Origin of the sequence: Nocardia harenae NBRC 108248 (assembly GCF_001612885.1) — a bacterium.
Taxonomy (GTDB): Bacteria; Actinomycetota; Actinomycetes; order Mycobacteriales; family Mycobacteriaceae; genus Nocardia; species Nocardia harenae.
Genome location: NZ_BDBH01000005.1, coordinates 142,431 through 159,994 on the forward strand (window position 1 = coordinate 142,431; position 17,564 = coordinate 159,994).

General features: G+C 64.3%; 23 protein-coding genes. 16 read left to right on the forward strand and 7 right to left on the reverse strand.

All coding sequences use genetic code 11. From position 1 onward, the window contains the following. Nucleotides 1–27 precede the first annotated feature (27 nt). Nucleotides 28–873 (forward strand): oxygenase MpaB family protein, encoded by an 846-nt coding sequence (locus NH2_RS12205; protein WP_067652811.1) that lies wholly within the window; start codon nucleotides 28–30, stop codon nucleotides 871–873. On the opposite strand, the gene NH2_RS12210 is transcribed toward NH2_RS12205, so the two are convergent. The 4 genes from NH2_RS12210 to pruA form a co-directional block, all read right to left on the reverse strand. After that, entirely contained in the window at nucleotides 870–1,541 is a 672-nt protein-coding gene (locus NH2_RS12210) for a DUF4352 domain-containing protein (RefSeq protein WP_067652813.1), read from the reverse strand. The two genes, NH2_RS12205 and NH2_RS12210, sit on opposite strands and share 4 nt — an antisense overlap. Nucleotides 1,542–1,634: 93 nt before the next feature. After that, nucleotides 1,635–2,285, reverse strand: coding sequence for a TetR/AcrR family transcriptional regulator (locus NH2_RS12215; protein ID WP_067653528.1), 651 nt, complete (start codon nucleotides 2,283–2,285; stop codon nucleotides 1,635–1,637). Between the two features lie 81 nt (nucleotides 2,286–2,366). Then, nucleotides 2,367–3,305, reverse strand: a complete 939-nt coding sequence (locus NH2_RS12220) for a proline dehydrogenase family protein (protein ID WP_067652815.1) — start codon at nucleotides 3,303–3,305, stop codon at nucleotides 2,367–2,369. Continuing rightward, a complete protein-coding gene (gene pruA / locus NH2_RS12225) occupies nucleotides 3,302–4,930 on the reverse strand; it encodes an L-glutamate gamma-semialdehyde dehydrogenase (protein WP_067652816.1) in 1,629 nt (542 codons plus the stop codon). The genes NH2_RS12220 and pruA overlap by 4 nt, the downstream gene beginning before the upstream one ends. Nucleotides 4,931–5,032: 102 nt before the next feature. On the opposite strand from pruA, the gene NH2_RS12230 reads away from it, so the two are divergent. The 7 genes from NH2_RS12230 (at nucleotide 5,033) to NH2_RS28095 (ending at nucleotide 9,141) form a co-directional block, all read left to right on the forward strand. Next, nucleotides 5,033–6,049 carry a hypothetical protein gene (locus NH2_RS12230; protein ID WP_218021701.1) on the forward strand — a complete coding sequence of 339 codons (1,017 nt, stop codon included), beginning with the start codon at nucleotides 5,033–5,035 and terminating at the stop codon, nucleotides 6,047–6,049. A 129-nt stretch (nucleotides 6,050–6,178) separates the two neighbouring features. Continuing rightward, nucleotides 6,179–6,445: a YbaB/EbfC family nucleoid-associated protein gene (locus NH2_RS28715; protein WP_157103733.1), complete on the forward strand. Its 267-nt coding sequence runs from the start codon at nucleotides 6,179–6,181 to the stop codon at nucleotides 6,443–6,445. After that, complete coding sequence (locus NH2_RS12235; RefSeq protein WP_067652820.1) at nucleotides 6,438–6,728, forward strand: YbaB/EbfC family nucleoid-associated protein; 291 nt, start codon at nucleotides 6,438–6,440, stop codon at nucleotides 6,726–6,728. Before NH2_RS28715 ends, NH2_RS12235 begins: the two co-directional genes overlap by 8 nt. Beyond that, a complete protein-coding gene (locus NH2_RS12240) occupies nucleotides 6,722–7,021 on the forward strand; it encodes a type VII secretion target (RefSeq protein ID WP_067652821.1) in 300 nt (99 codons plus the stop codon). The genes NH2_RS12235 and NH2_RS12240 overlap by 7 nt, the downstream gene beginning before the upstream one ends. Next, nucleotides 7,018–8,241, forward strand: coding sequence for a DUF6973 domain-containing protein (locus NH2_RS12245; RefSeq protein WP_067652823.1), 1,224 nt, complete (start codon nucleotides 7,018–7,020; stop codon nucleotides 8,239–8,241). Before NH2_RS12240 ends, NH2_RS12245 begins: the two co-directional genes overlap by 4 nt. Nucleotide 8,242: 1 nt before the next feature. Beyond that, nucleotides 8,243–8,776: a hypothetical protein gene (locus NH2_RS28720; RefSeq protein ID WP_067652825.1), complete on the forward strand. Its 534-nt coding sequence runs from the start codon at nucleotides 8,243–8,245 to the stop codon at nucleotides 8,774–8,776. A 38-nt stretch (nucleotides 8,777–8,814) separates the two neighbouring features. Then, nucleotides 8,815–9,141, forward strand: coding sequence for an oxidoreductase dimerization domain-containing protein (locus NH2_RS28095; RefSeq protein WP_245650539.1), 327 nt, complete (start codon nucleotides 8,815–8,817; stop codon nucleotides 9,139–9,141). Here NH2_RS28095 and NH2_RS28100 read toward each other — a convergent pair. The 3 genes from NH2_RS28100 to NH2_RS30175 all read right to left on the reverse strand — a co-directional run bounded on the left by NH2_RS28100 (nucleotide 9,095) and on the right by NH2_RS30175 (nucleotide 10,307). Next, nucleotides 9,095–9,457, reverse strand: coding sequence for a WhiB family transcriptional regulator (locus tag NH2_RS28100; protein WP_084505483.1), 363 nt, complete (start codon nucleotides 9,455–9,457; stop codon nucleotides 9,095–9,097). The genes NH2_RS28095 and NH2_RS28100 overlap by 47 nt on opposite strands. 28 nt (nucleotides 9,458–9,485) lie before the next feature. After that, complete coding sequence (locus NH2_RS12265; protein WP_067652831.1) at nucleotides 9,486–9,752, reverse strand: hypothetical protein; 267 nt, start codon at nucleotides 9,750–9,752, stop codon at nucleotides 9,486–9,488. Between the two features lie 102 nt (nucleotides 9,753–9,854). Next, the gene (locus NH2_RS30175; RefSeq protein WP_067652833.1) at nucleotides 9,855–10,307 is read right to left on the reverse strand and encodes a hypothetical protein; all 453 of its coding nucleotides are present in this window, start codon (nucleotides 10,305–10,307) and stop codon (nucleotides 9,855–9,857) included. 340 nt (nucleotides 10,308–10,647) lie between these two features. On the opposite strand from NH2_RS30175, the gene NH2_RS12275 reads away from it, so the two are divergent. The 8 genes from NH2_RS12275 (at nucleotide 10,648) to NH2_RS29505 (ending at nucleotide 17,552) form a co-directional block, all read left to right on the forward strand. Then, nucleotides 10,648–11,502, forward strand: a complete 855-nt coding sequence (locus tag NH2_RS12275; RefSeq protein ID WP_067652835.1) for a helix-turn-helix domain-containing protein — start codon at nucleotides 10,648–10,650, stop codon at nucleotides 11,500–11,502. Then, on the forward strand, nucleotides 11,499–11,699 hold the full coding sequence (locus NH2_RS12280; protein WP_067652837.1) for a DUF397 domain-containing protein: 201 nt from the start codon (nucleotides 11,499–11,501) through the stop codon (nucleotides 11,697–11,699). The genes NH2_RS12275 and NH2_RS12280 overlap by 4 nt, the downstream gene beginning before the upstream one ends. Nucleotides 11,700–11,959: 260 nt before the next feature. Beyond that, nucleotides 11,960–12,961 (forward strand): ParA family protein, encoded by a 1,002-nt coding sequence (locus tag NH2_RS28105; RefSeq protein ID WP_169811478.1) that lies wholly within the window; start codon nucleotides 11,960–11,962, stop codon nucleotides 12,959–12,961. After that, entirely contained in the window at nucleotides 12,958–13,833 is an 876-nt protein-coding gene (locus tag NH2_RS28110; protein ID WP_157103735.1) for an SIR2 family NAD-dependent protein deacylase, read from the forward strand. The genes NH2_RS28105 and NH2_RS28110 overlap by 4 nt, the downstream gene beginning before the upstream one ends. Before the next feature lie 59 nt (nucleotides 13,834–13,892). Then, nucleotides 13,893–14,489 carry a transposase gene (locus NH2_RS28115; RefSeq protein WP_281202036.1) on the forward strand — a complete coding sequence of 199 codons (597 nt, stop codon included), beginning with the start codon at nucleotides 13,893–13,895 and terminating at the stop codon, nucleotides 14,487–14,489. Continuing rightward, complete coding sequence (locus NH2_RS12290; protein ID WP_067652839.1) at nucleotides 14,486–15,364, forward strand: GIY-YIG nuclease family protein; 879 nt, start codon at nucleotides 14,486–14,488, stop codon at nucleotides 15,362–15,364. Before NH2_RS28115 ends, NH2_RS12290 begins: the two co-directional genes overlap by 4 nt. 70 nt (nucleotides 15,365–15,434) lie before the next feature. Next, a complete protein-coding gene (locus NH2_RS12295) occupies nucleotides 15,435–16,724 on the forward strand; it encodes a DNA cytosine methyltransferase (protein ID WP_084505532.1) in 1,290 nt (429 codons plus the stop codon). A 393-nt stretch (nucleotides 16,725–17,117) separates the two neighbouring features. Beyond that, the gene (locus NH2_RS29505; protein WP_157103774.1) at nucleotides 17,118–17,552 is read left to right on the forward strand and encodes a very short patch repair endonuclease; all 435 of its coding nucleotides are present in this window, start codon (nucleotides 17,118–17,120) and stop codon (nucleotides 17,550–17,552) included. The last annotated feature ends 12 nt before the right edge of the window (nucleotides 17,553–17,564 follow it).

The window sequence follows — 17,564 nt, forward strand, 5'->3', positions numbered from 1 at the left end:
GTCTCACCGCCGAGATCGGAGGTCGTGATGTCCCGACCCGTGCCCGCACCGCCCGACCTTCCCGACGACTTCGAGATCGCCGCCTTCCTCCCGGTGGTCGCGGGCGGCCTGGCCGCCGCCCCCAACGTCATCCTGCAACTCGCCACCCCCGGCGTCGGCTACGGCGTGCTGGAGAGCACGGTGCACAGCGGCAACGTCATGATCCACCCGGTCAAACGCCTCCGCACCACCATGACCTACCTCGCCGTCGCCCTCCTCGGCACCGACGAGGAGCGCGCCGCCTACCGCGAGGCCGTGAACACCTCGCACCGCCAGGTCCGCTCCACCGCATCGAGCCCGGTGAAGTACAACGCCTTCGACGTCCGGCTACAGCTCTGGGTAGCCGCCTGCCTCTACTGGGGCCTCGCCGACCTGCACGAACGCCTCCACGGCCCCCTTGACGGCCCCGAAGCCGACGCCTTCTACCGCTACGCCGCCCGCCTCGGCACCACCCTCCAGGTCCGCCCCGACATGTGGCCCCCCGACCGCGCCGCCTTCGACCGCTACTGGTCCGAGAACCTCGCCGCCACCACCGTCTCCCCACCGGTCCGGGCGTATCTCCGCGACCTGGTGGACCTGAAGATGCTTCCTGTGCCGGTGCAGGTCCTGCTCGGCCGCCCGCACCGCTACCTGGTGGCCGGGATGCTTCCGCCGCACGTCCGCGACCAGATGGGGTTGCGCTGGACGTCCCGCGACGAATGGCTCCTCTCCCGCACCCTTCGCCTCCTCGGCTACGTCGACAGCGCCCTCCCGTACTCGGTGCGCCGCCTCCCCCTCGGCATCTACCTCAGTGACCTGCGCTTCCGTCGCAAGCACGGGCTTCCGCTGATCTAGCCGATCGCGACCTTCGCCCCGCCGGAGAATGCCGAATCGTGCAACTCCAGCGTGGCGGGCACCGATCCCGCCGGGACGTCGAAGACCACGATGACATCGACGCTGTTTCCCGGGTTGATCTCGGTGATGATCTCGTCGTTGACATTGATTTCGGCCGAGGTGTCGTTGTCGAACCTGCGCCCCTGCGAATCGATCAGGTGCTGATTGCTGCCGAAATAGGTCTGCGCCCGGTCACCGATATTGGTCACCACCAGATGCACCTGGACGAACTCGCCCTGCGCGGTTTCCTTCAGGTAAGGATTGCTGCCCACCGATTTCACCGGGGCATCCACACCAGAGACCCGGAACTCGAACTTCCCGTCCCGTACTGTCGCTCCCGCCGAGGCGACCTCGGGGGCGGCCGGTTTCGGCGCGACCGCAGCCGGTTCGGCCCCAGGCGCCGCCGAGGTGAAGGTGGCCGTCGACTTGTCCTCGTCGGCACTGTTGCTCGCCAGCCCGGCAATGCCGAAGCAGCCGCCGCAGAGCAGCACCATGGCGCCGATGAGCACCCAGGGCCACACCGGCGTCTTCCGCTTCGGCGGCTGCGGCGGCGGGTACGGCTGTCCGTACGGCGGCTGCTGGGGATACTGCGGCCCGGTGGGCTGCTGCGGATAGGGCGGCTGAGTCATGGACCTGACCTTGACTGGTTCTGGACGTAGGGCCACCCAGAGTGTCAGCTAATGAACAGCAGATCTGTCCGTCGAACGATCGACAGAACGTGTTCAGCCCTCCCCCACCCTCCCCGGCACCCGAAACGACACCGCGATGTGATCGCGAGCGAACTCCCGCACCGCCCGCTCATCGTCGAACGGAATAACCGTCTGCGGCGTCAACGCCAGAGACAGCGAAGTCCGGGCGATCATCTCGGCGATGGGCGCCGGATCGTACTCCGGCAACTTCCCCTCCCGCTGCAACCGAGCAATGAACTCCACCAGGTAATCCCGCCCGAGCTCGATCACCGGCGCCCCCTGCACGGTCAGGTACGGCAGCACGACCTCCGGCTCGGTCTGCAACAACCGATCCAGCAACTTGTTCCCCCGCAACCCCTCCAGGAAAACGACGAACAACTCGACGATCTGATCCTCGGCCCCGGCATCCCGGTCCACCTGCCGCTGCAAAGCCGCGTCCACGTCCTCGACGAACTGCCGAGCCTGCCGCAACCCCACCGCCTGGATCAGATCGGACTTGCTGGCGAACCGCCGATACAGCGTGGCCAGCGAGAGCCCGCAGCGCCGGGCGACCTCGACCATGCTGGTCCGCTTGATACCGAAATCGAGGAAGGCGACGAGCGCCGCGTCGAGCACCCGGGTCTGGTTGCGGTCCTCCGGGCCCGCGGACCGCACCAGATGCAGCAGTCGGGTCAGCTTCGCCATGTGCGCCACCCTATCCATCCGCGAAATGATGACAGCTTCAGCATCGCATGGTTGCAGCACGGAAGGAGCCGCTGGTGTGAGTCAGCCCCGGCTGACCAGGGCGCGCAGGAAGAACCCCAGGTTGGCCGGGCGCTCGGCCAGGCGGCGGGTCAGGTAGCCGTACCACTCCGTGCCGTAGGGCACATAGACCCGCACCGCCCGGCCCTCCGCCGCCAGCCTGCGCTGCTCCAGATCGCGCACGCCGTAGAGCATCTGGTGCTCGTAGCGGGTGCGGCCGGCTTCGATGGCCGCCTCGACCAGCACCGGGTCGTGGCTGGCGACCATCGGGTAGCCGTCACCGTGCATGAGCACGTCGAGGCAGCGCAGGTAGGAGTCGGTGACCTCGGCGCCGTGCTGGAAGGCGACCTCGGGCGGCTCGTTGTACGCGCCCTTGCAGAGCCGGACCCTGGCATCGGTGAAGCCGCCGCAATCGGCCTCGGTGCGGTGCAGGTAGGACTGGAGGACCACGCCGAGCCAGGGGAACTCCGCCCGCAGGGTGTGCACGGTCGCGAGGGTCTCCGCGGTGCCGGTGTGGTCCTCGGCGTCGACCGTTACCCAGACGCCCGCCCGTTCGGCGGCGCCGCAGATGGTGCGCAGCCGATCGGCCGCGGTCGTGTGTCCACCGGGGAGCTCCCGGCCCAGCGCCGTGAGCTTCACCGACACCTCGAGTGGCCGCGCCCAGCGCGGGCCGAGCTCCGTGCCGGGCGCATCGGCCAGCGTCGCCAAGTCCGCGATCAAAGCCAGATACTCGGCGACGACCGCATCCGCCTGCGCCGGATCGGTGGTGTTCTCCCCGAGGAAGTCGACGCTGACCCGCCGCCCGTCGGCGAGCAGCTCCCGCAGCACCGGGAGCAGCGCGCCCCGGTCGGCGCCCGCCACGAAGCGCCGCACCACCGCCGCCGTGATCGGCACGGTGGTGACCGCCTTCGCCAGCCGCGGCGAGCCCGCCGCCGCGAGGATCACCGGTCGCAGCGGGTTCACGGCGTGCCCATGTGCGGGTAGCGGTGGTCGGCAGGCGGGACGAAGGTCTCCTTGATGGTGCGCGGCGCGACCCAGCGCAGCAGGTTCAGCGGGGAGCCCGCCTTGTCGTCGGTGCCCGAGCCGCGGGCCCCGCCGAACGGCTGCTGGCCCACCACCGCGCCGGTCGGCTTGTCGTTGACGTAGAAGTTCCCCGCCGTGTACCGCAGTTTCTCGCCCGCCTGGTGTATCGCCTCCCGGTCGCGCGCGAAGACCGCGCCGGTGAGGGCGTACGGCGCGGCGTCGTTCACCTCGTCCAGCACGGTCGGCCAGGCATTGTCGTCATAGACGTGGAGTGCGAGGATCGGGCCGAAGTACTCGGTGCCGAATGCCTCGTCGCGCGGGTCGTCGACGAGCAGGACGGTCGGCTGCACGAAATACCCCTCGCTGTCGTCCGCTCGGCCACCGACCGGGATTTCGATCCCCGCTTCTCGTGCCCTTTCCAGTGCCGCCACATTCTTGTCGTAGGCCCGGCGGTCGATCAGCGCCCCGCCGAAATGGGTCAAGTCGGCGACGTCGCCGTAGCTCAAACCGGCTGTGGTGTGCAGGAAGTCGTCCCGCATGCTGTTCCAGAGACTTCTCGGCAGGTATGCGCGAGACGCCGCTGAGCACTTCTGCCCCTGGTACTCGAAAGCACCGCGGACCAGCGCGGTAGCGAGCGATGCCGGATCGGCGGAAGGGTGCGCGACGATGAAATCTTTACCCCCGGTCTCACCGACCAGCCGCGGGTACCCACGATACCGATCCAGGTTCTGGCCGACCTGCTGCCACAGATATTTGAACGTCTTCGTGGACCCGGTGAAATGAATCCCCGCCAGATTCGGATCGGTGAGCGCGACCTCGGAGAGCGCCTGCCCGTCCCCCGTGACCAGGTTGATCACTCCCGGCGGCAACCCCGCCTCCTCCAGCAGCCTCAGCGTGTAGAACGCGGCAAGCGTCTGCGTCGGCGACGGCTTCCACACGACCGTGTTCCCCATGAGCGCGGGCGCGGTCGGCAGATTGCCCGCGATGGCGGTGAAGTTGAACGGCGTGATGGCGTAGACGAAGCCCTCCAGCGGGCGATAGTCCATGCGATTCCAGGCGCCCGCGCTCGACTGCGGCTGCTGGGCGAGGATGTCGCGGGCGAAGGCGACATTGAAGCGCCAGAAGTCGACCAGTTCGCACGGCGCGTCGATCTCCGCCTGCTGCGCGGACTTGGACTGGCCGAGCATGGTCGCGGCGGCCAGGGTCTCGCGCCACGGCCCGGAGAGGAGGTCGGCGGCGCGGAGCAGGACGGCCGCGCGTTCGTCGAACGGAAGGGAACGCCAAGCCGGGCCGGCCGCCAGCGCGGCGTCGATGGCGCTCCGCGCTTCCTCGTGCGTGGCGTCGGTGTAGGTGCCGAGCACGTGGCTGTGCCGGTGCGGGGTGACGATCTCGTGCCTCGTTCCGGTACCCGGTCGGTCCTTGCCACCGATGACCAGCGGGATCGCCACCTGCCGCTCGGCAATCTCGGCGAGTTTCGCGCGCAGGCGTTCGCGTTCCGGGGTGCCGGGGGCGTAGGTGTGGATCGGCTCGTTGCCCGGGGTGGGGACAACCGTGACAGCGTCCATATCTCAGGCTAGCGCCGGATTGCTGGTCCGGCAGGGAGGCCGCGCAGTCTTCTCAACCGTCGGAGGGCTCCTCGATCCGTACAACAACGCTCATGAGACTCGATGATCCACGCCTGCGACCCGATTCGTCGGAATTTGCCGCCGCCGCCCGCGTGGTGGAATCTCTCCGACATGGAGGAAGCGATCGAACCACTACCGCTCGAGGCGATCAGCAAGGTCCCGCCCGAGCCGATCCGCGAGCACTGGGTGGTCGTCGCGAACAAGCGCTACCCGCCCAAGCAGGTCTACCAGCTCATCACCGGCTTGCCTCGCTCGGCGTTCACTTCGCACCGTGCCCTCGCCGAGCTGCGCAAATCTGGACTGACCACCAGTGTCTACACACCTCCCGCCGCCGAGGCAGCCCGCACGAGACCGGCCGAGGAGCCCGAAGACTCGACGAGCAGCGTCCAACTGGCCGAATCCTTCGCAACACTGCTGAAGTTCCTCACCGACCGCAACCTGACGCTGCACCTCGCCGACGCCGAGGCCGCCCTCCAGCACGCTGATGCGACCGAGAGCAGCACGGTGATCACCGAGTATGGATTCAGCGACGACCTCCTCGACGCCGCGCTGGCCGTGCGCGCGCACGTCGGTCGCCTCAGCGACGTCATCCACGCGACCGTCATCGCCCGCGTGCTGCCTGCCATCCTCGAACCCGGCGAGGTGGTCGCGCGGCGGCCGTCGCTGGGAGCGGGCAATGACCCGTCTCGCCCCTTCGATCTCGAGACCAACAAGCGGATAGCCGAATTCAAGGTCGCGCAGTGGAAGGGCGCCGACACCATGCGCAAGCGAGGTGTCGTCGCCGATCTGGTCCACCTGGCGCTCGACACAACGGATCGGCGTGCTCAACTGTTCGTTGTCGGCACACTTCCCATCCACTTTTTGACGACGTCCACGACGACGATCGAATGGGCGCTCGGCCGATCGTCTCCGCACACCAGAGCCCGATTCGAAGAACGCTTCGGACCAGCGCGCGACCACACCGTCGCCGATTTCACCCGCGAGCACGACGCGCGTATCGAGTTGGTCGACCTGACGACGCTCGTCCCGTCCTTGGCTCTACCACCAGAGCTCATCTGACTCGTAACGCTCCGACGTCAGGCGGCCACACCGGGGACAGCAGCCCCCGCAGTGCCCGGCGTCCGGTATACGGTAGCGCCGGGGGACACCGCTGTGGGCCGTCCCGAAGACGTGAAAGCAGGGCGGAGCGTGGACGCTGCGGAACCGCAGTCAGAGCTCGACCGGCGGATAGCCGCGGTCCGAGGCGAATCGAAATCGCCCGATGGAACCATTGCCATCGAAACCGATCCGGCAGGCCGGATAACCCGCCTCCATGTCGCCGACTACGCCATGGACGACGGCCCGGACCACCTGGCCGCGGTCCTGGTCGAGCAGCATCGGAACGCGCACACGGCGGCCATCGACCGGGCCGTGCGTATCCTCGACCCGGCCACTCCGGGGAGTTCCGATGGCTGACGACCCGGAGCAGGTGGCTCGGCAAGTCACCGAGGTCAACAGCGCCGTCGCCAAAGTCCGTGGCGCGGCGTTTTCGCCGGACGGCTCGGTCAATATCGAGGTCGACGTCTACGGCACCATCACCGACCTGCGCCTGACGGAGTTCGCCATGGAACGCGGGCCGGAGCACTTCGGCCAGCTCGTCCAGGACTGCCACGAACGGGCCCATGCCGCGGCGCTGGCGGAAGCACGTCGAGTCGAAGAGCAGGTTCGCGGACAGCAGGATTCGCGAGGTGCGTGGTGAACGTCGATCCGGTGAAAATGCGGGAGTTGGCGGCGAGACTGCGCACGCAGGCAGGGCTTATCGAAAGCCGCCAACCGCTGGCTCAAGCAACCCGCAACGCGGCCCGCACGGGCATCGAAGCATCCGAGACCTTCATCCGGGTCCAAGAAGTGCTCGAGGCGCTGGATAGGGTCATCCGCTACCACGCGGATCGCGTCGACGCCGTCGCCACGGATATCGATGCCGCCGCAGCTGCCTACGAGGCACAGGAAGCCGCCAACGCGGCCTCGATGAAAGAGGTGGGGCAGCGGTGACGGACGGCTCTGCCATCACGGTCACGAAGGTTCTGAACTGGAATGTCAGCTCGGGCGAGCGGCTTCCCACCGAGCTCGACTCACTCGCCAACACCATCGAGACCGACGTCGAAGCGGCCAGCCGCGACGTCCAGAACTCTCGCGACTACTTCGACGGTGAAGCGGGCGACGCCCTCCGCACCCGCTTCGACACCGAACGCAGAGATGCCCTGGCCACGGTGGACGCGATCACCTCGATAACAGCACCCATTCGGGAGGTTGCCGGCATTTTCCGATCAGCGAAGACGGCGATCGTCGATACGGTTCGCGAGATCGAGGCATCCGATTACGAACTCTTCTACACCGAGGATGGCCAGGTGCTGTCGAGGAAATCGGTGCTGGAATGGATGACCGGCAACCTGCTCACCGGCCTGACCCAGTCGCTCTCCGTCGAGCGAACCCGCAGCGCCCTCCAGGCCAGACTGCAGGGCGCGCTGAACGACATCTGGACGGCCGATCTCACCTACAACGCCAAGCTGAACATGGTGCTGGAGGGCTTGCCGGAGGCCGTCCGGGAAGCGCTGATCCCGATCCCGAGCGACCCCGAACTCGCCCGGATCCTGCGCGACTATCAGGTGAACGCGTCGGACACGACGGTCGTCTTCCCCTCAGGCACTCTCCTGGACATGATTCGCCTGTATGCCCCGGATTTCCAACCGAAGGCGATGACGCAGGAAGAGGCTGCCGCGCTGGCGCTACTCGCTGCCCAGCCGCCGGATGGACCGCTGAATCTGAAAACCTTCTACGCCATCCAGGACGAGGCACAAGCGGTCGCAGAGACCGCCTTTCCCGAACTCAACGAGACCAGCACCAAGGTCGCGCTGGCGGACGGCCACGCCGACGCATTCCGCCACATGTATTGGAACGCGCGAATGACCCAGGAGTTCGGACCGGAATGGACGACCACCTTTACCAGCGCGCACGAGATGGTCGGAAGCAATCCCGCTGCCCGCGAGGCAATGGACCTCTACAACAACCAACTGGGCCGGGAAATCGGAACCCAGAATATGAACGCCACCCCGGAAGAGTTGCAGCAGAAAGTTCGCGAGGCCATCGACAGCAACAGAGCGGTAGTCATTCAGTCGGTTCCAGACGGGAGACAAATCACATTCAGCAATTCGGCCGAGCCCGGCAATACCGCGACTCCGCCCGGAGCCGACCTACCACTCGGAGGGAATTGATATGCGAGTCCCCGCCATCCTGCTCGCAGCACTGACCACCGCGGCGATGCTGGCGAGTTCGGGATGCCAACTGATCGGCAACGAGTCGAGCGGTCCGACCTGCTCCTCGCAGGAGTTCAGCCTCGTGAAACACCCCGCGCTACTCGGTGACCGGAAAGGCCTGGTCAGAGCCTTCGACGAAGCCGTGCAACAGCAGCTGCAATCCGCGACGATGGCGGAGATGGTGCAACGCGCCGGATGGACGATGGACTGGGACCGAGCCATCTACATCGGCACGGGTACGACCGATGCTCGCCTCAAAGAGCGGGCCGGCGTCGATCTCGAACTGGCGTGCTTCACGTCCCTTCCGCAAGAAAGTAGTAACTCCGATCTCGCGAGCCCGTACGTCACGCTCTTCCTGTCGGAGGGGAAGCCTGTTCAGGCCGAATGGTGGTACGGCCAGAATCCTCGCTTGGATTTCGGCGAACGAGAGTTCCTGACTCCGGACACGACCTTCTACTTCGACCCCAACCCAGGTGTCATGGTCGCGCAGTAACAATAGATTCGACATTCTATTGCAGTGGTGGCTGGGCGATGTCAGGCGGGCCGCTGCAGGTCGCCGCCAGTTCAACACGGGCCGGCCGCCCGGTGGACGTCGTGGACTACGACCTGAGCCGCGTCACCGGCGCCCAGCAGTACCTCCCCGGCTACCGCGGCCAGGCACGGCTCCTCATCGACCCGCACCAGCGCACCATCCTCGGCGCCACCTTCGCCGGCCCCGGCACCGCGGAACTCCTGCACTCCGCGACCATCGCCATCACCGCCGGAATCCCGATCGACCGCCTCTGGCACGCCGTCCCGCCCTTCCCGACCATCAGCGAGGTGTGGCTGCGCCTCCTGGAGACCTATCGCGACCGCTGATCCGCCTCCGCTCCCGCCCCGAAAGCCCGCCCCAGATCCCGAACCGCTCATCCTTGGCGATGGCGTACTCCAGGCAGCGCTGCCGCACCCCGCACCCGGCGCAGATGCGTTTGGCGTCGCGCGCCGATTCGCCCTGGCTCGGGAAGAAGGCGTCGGGGTCGGTCTGCGCGCACAGTCCGTCGGCTCGCCACGACAGTTCCTCGAAGGCGGTGTCGCACGAGGTGGAGAGCATTGTCGTCATGCTGTGAACTTTCGCCGATCCGGGGTCCGGCGTCGCCACCGCTGACAGGGGATTCCGGTGGCGGCTCTCCCCCATTCGGAATACCTGCTACCCGGAATGCGGGCTACGGCTCGAGGAACAGGCACTCGTTCGGGAGCCGCGGCGTCTCGTGTGCACCGTACGCGGCGATGCGGACGTGTTCCGCGAGGCGGTGGCGTTGCAGGTCGCAGACGAAGATGAGGGCGGCGGTGAGGCAGGCGACGAAGTGGAATTCGAGTCCGCCGAGGGTGAGGGTTAGCCAGATGTCGGGTTCGTCCGGGTGTGGGGAGGTCGGGGCTGAGCCGTTGCGGCCGGTGTGGGCTTGGTCGTTCGCGGTGCGGTGAGGGGGCATTGGGGACGCCTCCGTGGACTGGGGTGTTGGAGCGCTTTCCGTGGGGTTGGGGTGGCAATCGGGCGAAGGGGTCTTGCGGGCAGGGGGAGGGCGGTGGTTCGTTCAGCGGTGGGTGCGGGGGTGGCACCAGCGGATTGCGTCGACGATCCAGTCCCTGGTGGGGAGGTAGGTGTCGGTGGGTGGGACGACCCACGTGCGGTGCGCGGTGCTGGGCGTGGGCAGGGGGAAGGTCGCGGCGTCGGTGATTCCGACGTTGGCCGCGGCGAGTTCGAGGTCGGCGCAGGTTTCGAGGGGGCCGACTCGGGCGAGGAACATCCACCGTCCGCTGAGAGCGGACGACGAGACGGGCCCGCACCGTCCCGGTACCTCATCCATGCGTCGTTGCACAGCGGCGCCGAGGTGTGGTGGTGTGGTGACCACACAGAAGTCGTCGCCGCTGGCCCGGATGGTGTTCACCCCGCCGGCGCTGACGAAGGCCGGGATGCCGCACACTTCGCGGTAGTAGTCGCAGAGCTCTTCCAGCGTCGTCTCCCACGGTGGCACGGCGACATACATTCGGTTTCCCCCTCGGTTGCTGGCCCACGGATGCGAGGGCGCCCGGCCCCGGACCGGGGCAGTGGGTCCGGTGTGCGGGAGGAACCCCTGACGTTCCTTCCGGGCCGGGCGCCGGGGACAGAAGACCGCATCGGTGGGCGCGTTTCGAGGGTGTCCGGATGATCCGGGGCAATCGTTCTGATCGCCCTGACGCATCTCCAGATATGATGTAAACCGTTGTGTATGAGGAGTTTTCCTTCATCCAAAGGGGAGATCTGTGGCATCCAAAAATAGGGGCCCCAGTGTTCAAAACGGGGAATCCAAAAGTGCGGGGCGGCCTGACGCTCACGCGGGGTCGACGGTGCCGCGCAGGCAGTTGGGACGGCACCTGCGCGAGCTACGACAGGAGTCCGGACTAACGATTGCGGAGGTTGCTCGTCTCATCGAGCGCGGCGCCGGGACGGTGCAGCGGCTCGAAACTGGTACACCGCATCGCATCCGGTTGCTCGACATCGAGGCGCTGTGCCGGGTACTGCACGCCGATCGGACAATGACCGAGGCCCTGATGGGGTTGGCTCGGCAAGGCAACGATCGGAGCTGGTGGCACGAGTACGGCGACCTCATTCCGGAAGCCTTCAGCGTCTACATCGGCCTGGAAGCGGCCGCCGCCTCGTCGACCTCGTTCAGCACCATCGTCCCCGGCTTATTCCAGACGCCGTCGTACGCCGAAGTCATGCTCCGCACTGCCTATCCGGACAACGACTCCGCAGACATCTCCCGGCGGGTGCAGATACGCCTACATCGGCAGAAACTCGTCACCCGAACCTGGCGTCCGTTGCACGTGACCGAACTGCTGGATGAGCACGCGCTACACCGGATCGTCGGAAGCCCGGCGATCATGTCGCAGCAACTTCGACACCTCGCGGACCTCAGCACTCGGGACAATATCGAGGTCAGGGTCGTGCCGTTCAGCTCAGCGCTCCCGCTGGGCGAGGTCGTCGGCCCCTTCGGCATCCTCGACTTCAAGCAAGACGCGAGAGGCGTGAGCGAACCCTCGACCGTGCACATCGAAGGCTTCACGGGAGCGCTGTATCTGGAACACGCCGAGACGGTGGAGCGTTACCGCATGGCCCACCAGGCACTGAGCCGCGTAGCGTTGAATCCGCAGCAAACACGCGACCTGCTCCGGCAGGCAGCAAGGAGGTATGCGCAATGAAAGCCGACTTCGCCAGTGCCAGCTGGTTCAAATCCTCTAAGAGCGGCAACATCGACTGCGTCGAGGTCGCCTTCGCGGGAACTCAGGTCGGGGTCCGAGACTCGAAGGACATCACGAGCGGACACCTGACCTTCCCTGCCAGCGCCTGGGGCGTCTTCACCAGCGGGATCGCACGCGGCGACTTCGACGAGGCGTAGCGGCTCTACCGGAAGCCCGGCTCCCATCGAACGGAGCCGGACTTCCGCCCTCCCAGCGACCGACGCCTCTTCGCAATGGGCGCGATTCGAAGACGGTCGAACGCCGCACCGCCTCCTCGACTTCGAGTGTCTCCTCCAGTCCTAGAGCGACTTAATGCTTTCCAGTCAACAAGCAGACTGAGCACTATAGATCCAGCACCATCAGGGCTATAGCGTGAGTCGCGCGACGTTTCGGCGACACAGCACGTACGATCACACCCGTGGTGACATCGATTGCTTTCTTCAACAACAAGGGTGGTGTCGGAAAGACAACGCTCGCATGTAATTTTGCCGCTTACCTGGCCGAGCAGGATCTAGCGGTGATCGTGGCGGACTGCGATCCCCAGTCCAATGCCACTCAACTACTCTTGAAAGATGAAGTTTGGGAGACAATCTACGAGGATCGCGATAACTCAGAACGGCGCACACTTCTGCGGGCACTTCGTCACATACGCGCCGGAGATTCGGGTGTCGATACAAACATAGAGCTACATGAATCCGATCGTTTTAAAGTTAGAGTCCTCGCCGGGCACCCTTCTTTGTCAGCGATCGAGGACCGATTGAGTGCCTCATGGGCAGAATTCGCCTCTGGATACCTCGGTGGAGCACGGCGATCACTTTGGGTTCGGGATCTTGTTTCGTCATTGACCGCAGACGTAGTCATTTTCGATCTGGGACCAAGCCTGGGGGCACTGAATCGAAGCGTTTTAATTGGCAGCGATTACTTCTTCACTCCCGTCGCTCCGGACCTTTTCAGTCTTTACGCACTTGAGAACATCGGTGAATGGCTAGACGGGTGGACTAGCCATTATCGCGGTTACGTTGATCGCCTTGAAGCAACCGAGGAACAGCGCACAGAACATCAAATAAACTCCTCTCTTCCGGTGGCCCAGGGCTGGGCTGGGTACAGCATTCAACAGTACGTCGCAAAGACTTCTGGCGGAAAAATCCGCAGCGTGCAGGCCTACGATCATTACAAAAATGAGATTCCCAAACGCGCAACCAAACTGCAGAAATTTGAGGCTACTTCACTGACAACCCGAGAGGTGGGTGTCGTCCCCAACATGTTCTCAATGATACCGATGTCGCAGACCGCCCATGCGCCCATCACAGCCCTGACGACCGGGGATGGCGTCCGGGGGGCACAGGTTACTCAACAGAAACGATACGTCGAACAACTCAAGCAGATGTTTGACCGCCTCAAGACCAATGCCGCCCTGTGAGCTCAATAAGCGAATGGCCGAACGAGGTAATCACCCATGCGGTCCGCAGGAATCTCACTATCTTTGTCGGCGCGGGCATATCGGCATCTTGCACCAATACAGCAGGCAAGAATCCCCCTAGTTGGCCAGATCTTCTGCGCAAAGTCGCGGACCAAATCAGCGTCGATGAGCGCCGCACAGAACTCGACACCTTGATCGAAAACAGCCGTCTCGTGGAGGCAGCGGAGCTACTGAAAATCGATGCACGCAGCCGTTCGCGCGATCAAGACATGCTCAGCGCCATCAAGGCGTTGGTCGATGGCGAACGGGGAAATTTATTTACCGGCAGCAAATGGCACGAGGCGATTGTCCGAGCAGAGCCGCAAGTAATTGTCACTACCAATTATGACAAAATCCTCGAACGGGCGACCTTCTCGGGTTATGCAGTACACGAGTACACTTCCAAAACGGTCGCCGCTGATGTGCGACGAGACACCCCTGTTCTACTTAAGATTCATGGTTCGGTTGATCGCATTGAAGACATCGTGCTTAGTCGCAGAGACTATACCGACGTCCGAAGCAATGGGGCCCATGCGATGGAGACGCTTCACGCCTTACTATTGACCCGCCCAGCGCTGTTGCTAGGTTACCGACTCCACGACCCAGACATACAACTAATTCTAGAGAATATCTTCGGCAGCCGGAATCAAACTCCGGCGCACTACATGCTCGCCCCCAGCAGCATTCCAGACTATGAACGAGATGTTCTCACCTATTCTTACGGAGTAAATGTCATACCCTATCCAGATGGCGACTACGCGGAAGCGCTCCGGCTTTTCGAAACCCTGGCTGACCAGGTAGCAGCAACACCGCCGAGTCCAGGTTGGGCCTGACTGCTTGGAGCTCCCAACGAGATTGTAGGGATGGGCGGCGAGTGTCGTTGTCGTGCAGCATGTTCGGTCGTTGCAGCACCTCGGATCGTGGACGACGAGTTGTGGGCAGTAATCGGACCGCTATCGCCGATCAAACCGGTCAAAACACCCGGCCCAGCGAGGATGGACACCGTCTGGTGTTCCAGGGCATCCTGTTCGTGCTCTTCACCGGCACCGGATGGAAAGACCTGCTCCAGGAACTCAGATTCGGATCGGGGATGACCCGCTGGCGCCGAGGATGGGACTGGACCGAAGCTGGCGTCTTGGACCGCATGCACCAAGCGATGCTCGATAACTACAACACCGCCGGGCTGATAAACTTTGGCCAGGTCATCGCCGACGCCTCACACACCCGAGGAAAAGGGGGGCGCCGAGACAGGGCCGAGCTTGGTCGACCGCGCCAAGACCAGCTCAAACACCGCATCCTGACCTTCGACAACGGAGTCCCGCTGGTCCTAGGACCTGACCGCGCGGTCAACCTCAACGACCACCTGATGCTCCCGCACCTGCTCGACCAAGTGCACCCGCTACGAGGCCAGCCGACGTGTAACACGGTCCTACCGTCGGCCGGGCAGCGGGAACCTCCGCACGCCGGTTGCGATACGTTGACGGAGTGACAGATCGACCAGATATCAGACTGTTTGGGGACAAGGGCCAGGCAAGCGGGGACTTCAAACTGAGCATCACACGGGCGCTTGGGGACCAACTGGGCGAGGGATTGGAGCGGCTCGTGCCGGCTCCGCTCTCCGCCGAGTATCTCAAGGAAGAAATTCAGCACCGCCCCGGCGTGTACCAGCTGTATGTCGACGATGAGCTGGTCTATGTCGGGAAGGCTTCTAAGAGTCTGCGGGATCGCCTGGATGTGCACCGCAAGAAAATCTCGGGACGAGTGAACATCAGCCTCGAACAGGTAGGATTCGTATGCCTGTACGTCGATGAGGACTTAGACGCGGCGGCGCCCGAAAAACTCTTGATAAAGCGCTATCGCGCGAAGGGGGAGGCCCCCTGGAACACGATGGGTTTCGGCAATAAGGATCCCGGTCGAAACCGAGATAAAACGCTGGTTAAGGCGAAGCACTTCGACGCCAGGTATCCGATCAATACCGGTTTGACCGTCGACGGTCTGACTCCTGGCAAACAAACGCTTGGACCGGTGCTTACAGCGGCGAAGAGCGCACTGCCATATACGTTTCGCTTTCTGACGATGCCTAAGAGCAAGGTGCCACACACGAGCCTTCGGGACGTTCCGGTTACCGTTCCGGACACCAAGATGGACACCGTCTCCTTTCTGCGGTTCGTGCTTGAGTCTCTCCCGGACGGGTGGCAGGCCACGGAGTTGCCGGGGTACGTGATCCTGTACCCGGACTTCGAGGACCTCGCCAGCGCCACCCGATACTGGCGCGCCACCAACGGCTCGGTGGAGCCATTCGAGGGCCAGGGACGCCTCGACGAGAAGGGCGAGGTGGCGGATCAGGACGACGAGGACGACTGATCACGAAGGATTGACCGAGACAGGCGATTCGCACGCGCGTTCGATCGATGTCTGCGGTATGGTTTCGCCCATGCCGAAGGACCGAGCCGCCAACAAGGGCCAGCGTACGAGTGTCGAGCTCTTCGCCGGGGGCGGGGGTCTCGCGATGGCTGTCGAACGCGCGGGCTTTCGGCCACTGCTGTTCAACGAGTTCGCGAGGCGCGCCTGCGAGACCCTCGCGATCAACGTGGCGAATCCCGTTGAGGAGGGGTGGGCTCCCACCGTCCCGGCCGTCGGGGAGCGGCCTCCACTGGTGGTTGGCGATGTCCGGAAGGTCGACTTCGAATATCTACGCGACAAGGTCGATGTTCTGGCTGGCGGTCCGCCCTGCCAGCCCTTCTCGCTGGGCGGTATCGCCAAGGGCGATGAGGACGACCGCAACGGTTTCCCTCATATGTTCCGAGCCATTCGAGAAATACGGCCAAAGGCTGTCATTTGCGAGAATGTTCGCGGGTTACTTCGCCCCTCGTTCATGCCGTACTTCGAATACATCAAACGTGAGCTTTCTCTACCTTTCGAGGAACGGGCCGAGGGATCGCGGTGGCAGGATCACGACGAGATTTTGCGGCACATGAACGAATCAGCTCATATCGCCGAGGATGTGCGGTACGAGGTCGCCCACTTCCCAGTCAACGCGGCCGACTACGGCGTTCCGCAGATTCGAAATCGAGTCATTCTGATAGCATTTCGCCGGGACGTTGCCGTCGACATGCACCGATTTAGAGAACTTGTAAAACCGACTCATTCAGCCGACCGCTTGCACCAGGACATACTCAGCGGAACCTACTGGAAGAGACACCCGAACGTGCCGAAAGCGGTACGTGAGCGAGTCACGGCACGAATCCCGATGCAACCCGGCACGCTGCCGACCGCTAACGACGAAGGACTTATGCCGTGGCGAACGCTTCGAGACGCACTGCAAGGGTTGCACGGCCAGAAACCGCTGCCCGACATTCCGCCGGACAAGCTCGATCGCAAGGAACATCTACTCGGCGGCTTCACCGACCATATCGGATGGCCGGACGCTCGCATCTACTCCGGCCACACGCCGAACGAGCTCGATCGACCTGCGAAGACCGTGAAGGCCGGCGTTCACGGCGTCCCCGGTGGCGAGTCGGTCATGTTGCTTGACGACGGTACACATCGATACATGTCTGTGCGCGAGACGGCCCGTGTGATGACCTTCCCCGACGACTGGCAACTGGCAGGGCCGCGAGGCGAGAAGATGCGACAGCTCGGGAACGCGGTGCCCGTTCTGCTGGGCAAGATATTCGCGGAGGCGGTCGCCACGGTGTTGGCGGAAGCCGAGGCGGCGAGTTAGTTCGTGGATGGCGTCAAATCCAATAAATGGAACGACGAGTCTCCAGCTGATCGCGCCTGGAAATGTCCCCCCGACCTCAGTCGGGCGGCACGATCCGCAGAACAAGACCGGGCAGCCGGCGGGCGCACGAACCGCTTGGTCGGGCTCGACGACGGCAACATCTCTCTGGCGTCCGTCGAGCTGAAGGTGTACGCCAAGACACGTCGGATTCGTGCCTACGTGCGGTGGTCTGATCATGGCAAGTACCCCACTAAGTACGTCGGAGAAGTCGACGGCCGGACACGACGCCAGAACTTGATCCAGGGATGGCGTCAGGTAATCGATCGGGAGCTGCTTCCCCCACCAGACACGTCTTCGCGGTCATGGGCGAGTTCGCGAGCAGTGCGGTCGATAATGCGAGGGAATCGAGGACGCGACACTAGACCGGAACTGGCGCTGCGCGCGGCTGTACGCGCGCACGGACTGGGCTACCGAGTAGATGCACGACCGCTGACCGAGTCACGAAGACGTGCCGATATTGTATTCGTCGGACCAAAGGTCGCAGTCTTCTGCGACGGTTGTTACTGGCACGGATGCCCTGAACATTACCGTCCCGCGCACCGCAACAGCGAGTTCTGGAGCCAGAAGATCGCCAGCAATAAGGCACGGGACCAGGAAACAGACCGTCTGCTCGCCGACGCGGGGTGGGATGTCATCCGGATCTGGGAGCACGAGGACCCGGAGACAGCGGCACGTCAGATCGCAGAAGTAGTTATGGCCCGCCGTCTCAGGCGCCCCACCGCGGTAGAACATTCTCAGTCAGATCGCCAGCCGAAGCCCGCCCACTAGATTGTTGTGCGA

Coding starts and splice junctions, on each gene's coding strand:
- NH2_RS12210 (WP_067652813.1), bottom strand. CDS start 1,541: ATGACTCAGCCGCCCTATCCGCAGCAGCCCACCGGGCCGCAGTATCCC.
- NH2_RS12215 (WP_067653528.1), bottom strand. CDS start 2,285: ATGGCGAAGCTGACCCGACTGCTGCATCTGGTGCGGTCCGCGGGCCCG.
- NH2_RS12280 (WP_067652837.1), top strand. CDS start 11,499: ATGAAAGCCGACTTCGCCAGTGCCAGCTGGTTCAAATCCTCTAAGAGC.
- NH2_RS28115 (WP_281202036.1), top strand. CDS start 13,893: ATGTTCGGTCGTTGCAGCACCTCGGATCGTGGACGACGAGTTGTGGGC.
- NH2_RS12295 (WP_084505532.1), top strand. CDS start 15,435: ATGCCGAAGGACCGAGCCGCCAACAAGGGCCAGCGTACGAGTGTCGAG.
- NH2_RS28100 (WP_084505483.1), bottom strand. CDS start 9,457: ATGGGGGAGAGCCGCCACCGGAATCCCCTGTCAGCGGTGGCGACGCCG.
- NH2_RS28720 (WP_067652825.1), top strand. CDS start 8,243: ATGCGAGTCCCCGCCATCCTGCTCGCAGCACTGACCACCGCGGCGATG.
- NH2_RS12265 (WP_067652831.1), bottom strand. CDS start 9,752: ATGCCCCCTCACCGCACCGCGAACGACCAAGCCCACACCGGCCGCAAC.
- NH2_RS12235 (WP_067652820.1), top strand. CDS start 6,438: ATGGCTGACGACCCGGAGCAGGTGGCTCGGCAAGTCACCGAGGTCAAC.
- NH2_RS12230 (WP_218021701.1), top strand. CDS start 5,033: ATGATCCACGCCTGCGACCCGATTCGTCGGAATTTGCCGCCGCCGCCC.
- NH2_RS29505 (WP_157103774.1), top strand. CDS start 17,118: ATGCGAGGGAATCGAGGACGCGACACTAGACCGGAACTGGCGCTGCGC.
- pruA (WP_067652816.1), bottom strand. CDS start 4,930: ATGGACGCTGTCACGGTTGTCCCCACCCCGGGCAACGAGCCGATCCAC.
- NH2_RS30175 (WP_067652833.1), bottom strand. CDS start 10,307: ATGTATGTCGCCGTGCCACCGTGGGAGACGACGCTGGAAGAGCTCTGC.
- NH2_RS28095 (WP_245650539.1), top strand. CDS start 8,815: ATGTCAGGCGGGCCGCTGCAGGTCGCCGCCAGTTCAACACGGGCCGGC.
- NH2_RS12205 (WP_067652811.1), top strand. CDS start 28: ATGTCCCGACCCGTGCCCGCACCGCCCGACCTTCCCGACGACTTCGAG.